Genomic DNA, 1,577 nt, shown 5'->3' with positions numbered 1-1,577 from the left:
CTACTTCGACCTGAAAAAGTCGGGGCGTGGCGATGGCTGAGCTGGTGGTTGTTTGACGCGATGATGGCCTCGAACCCTTGGGCAAGAAGGGATCGAGGCCATCGTGTTCAGAACTGTAAATGATCAGTTGTCATTGTGGGATGCAATCCTGCCCGCGGAGTTGTTGGTGTTGCCCGCGGAGTTGGCTCGGGTCGATGACTTGCTGGATGATCCGGCGTTCTTCGCCCCGTTCGTGCCGTATTTCGATCCGCGGATCGGTCGGCCGTCGGTGCCGATGGAAACCTACCTGCGGATGATGTTCCTGAAGTTTCGCTACCGGCTGGGCTTCGAGTCACTGTGTCGCGAAGTGGGTGATTCCATTTCGTGGCAACGGTTCTGCCGCATTCCTTTCGGCACGCGAGTGCCGCATCCGACCACGTTGATGAAGCTGACCAGCCGGTGCGGTGAGGCCGCGGTCGCCGGGCTCAACGAGGCGTTGGTGACCAAGGCCGCCGCGGCGAAGCTGATCCGCACCGACAAGGTCCGCGCCGACACCACCGTGGTCGAAGCCGCGGTGGCCTATCCAACCGACTCGGGCTTGTTGGCCAAGGCCGTCGGCGGCATCACCAAAACGGTCGAACGGATTCATGCTGCGGGCGGAGCGACCCGCACCCGGGTACGTGATCGCAGTCGATCGGCGGGTCAGCGGGCGCGGGCGATCGCGGCCAAGCTGCGGCTACGTGGTGCTGCCGCCCGCGAGGATGGTCAGGCCGCGGTGCTGCGGATTACCGGCCAGCTCGCCGACATCGCCGAAGCAGCAGTGACTGATGCCCAGGCGGTGGTGCGCAACGCCGGTCGTGGGCTGTCTCGTGCGACTGGCCAAGATCGTGGTCGGCTGCATCGAGCGATCAACGACCTGGCCAAACTGCTGGCCCGCACCGAGCAGGTGGTCGCTCAGACCCGCAGTCGGCTTGCTGGGGTGATGCCGGATTCGGCGAGCCGCATCGTGAGCTTCCACGACGTCGATGCCCGCCCGATCCGCAAGGGCCGACTCGGCAAACCGGTGGAGTTCGGCTATAAAGCCCAGGTCATCGACAACGCCGACGGCATCATCCTCGATCACACCGTGCACGTCGGGAACCCCCCGGACGCGCCTCAACTGGCGCCGGCGATCGCCCGCATCACCGACCGGATCGGGCGTGCCCCGACGGCAGTGACCGCCGATCGCGGCTACGGATACGCCTCGGTGGAGAACGACCTGCACGCACTCGGGATACGCCGCGTGGTCATTCCTCGAGCCAGTAGACCCGGTGCTGCCCGACGGGAGTTCGAACATCGAAAAGCGTTCCGGGCCAAGATCAAATGGCGAACCGGGTGCGAAGGACGAATCAATCACCTCAAGCGCAGCTACGGATGGAACCGCACCGAACTGACCACCCTGACCGGAGCCCGCACCTGGTGCGGACACGGCGTCTTCACCCACAACCTGGTCAAGATCAGCATCCTGGCCGGATGACAACACACGCCACCCTCAGCGATTCCAGCCAGGGACCAACATCCAGGCGCACTAACCATCAACCCTTTTTCAGGTCGAAGTA

The 1,577-nt window shown here is 64.0% G+C and carries 1 protein-coding gene; it reads left to right on the top strand.

Going from position 1 to position 1,577, the window contains the following annotated elements:
- The first annotated feature begins 133 nt into the window (after positions 1–133).
- Positions 134–1,495 carry an ISNCY family transposase gene (locus tag A5686_RS26355; RefSeq protein WP_082947475.1) on the top strand — a complete coding sequence of 454 codons (1,362 nt, stop codon included), beginning with the start codon at positions 134–136 and terminating at the stop codon, positions 1,493–1,495.
- The last annotated feature ends 82 nt before the right edge of the window (positions 1,496–1,577 follow it).

The organism is Mycobacterium sp. E2479 (assembly GCF_001667925.1).
Lineage (GTDB): Bacteria > Actinomycetota > Actinomycetes > Mycobacteriales > Mycobacteriaceae > Mycobacterium.
This window is presented reverse-complemented; position numbering and strand designations above follow the sequence as displayed.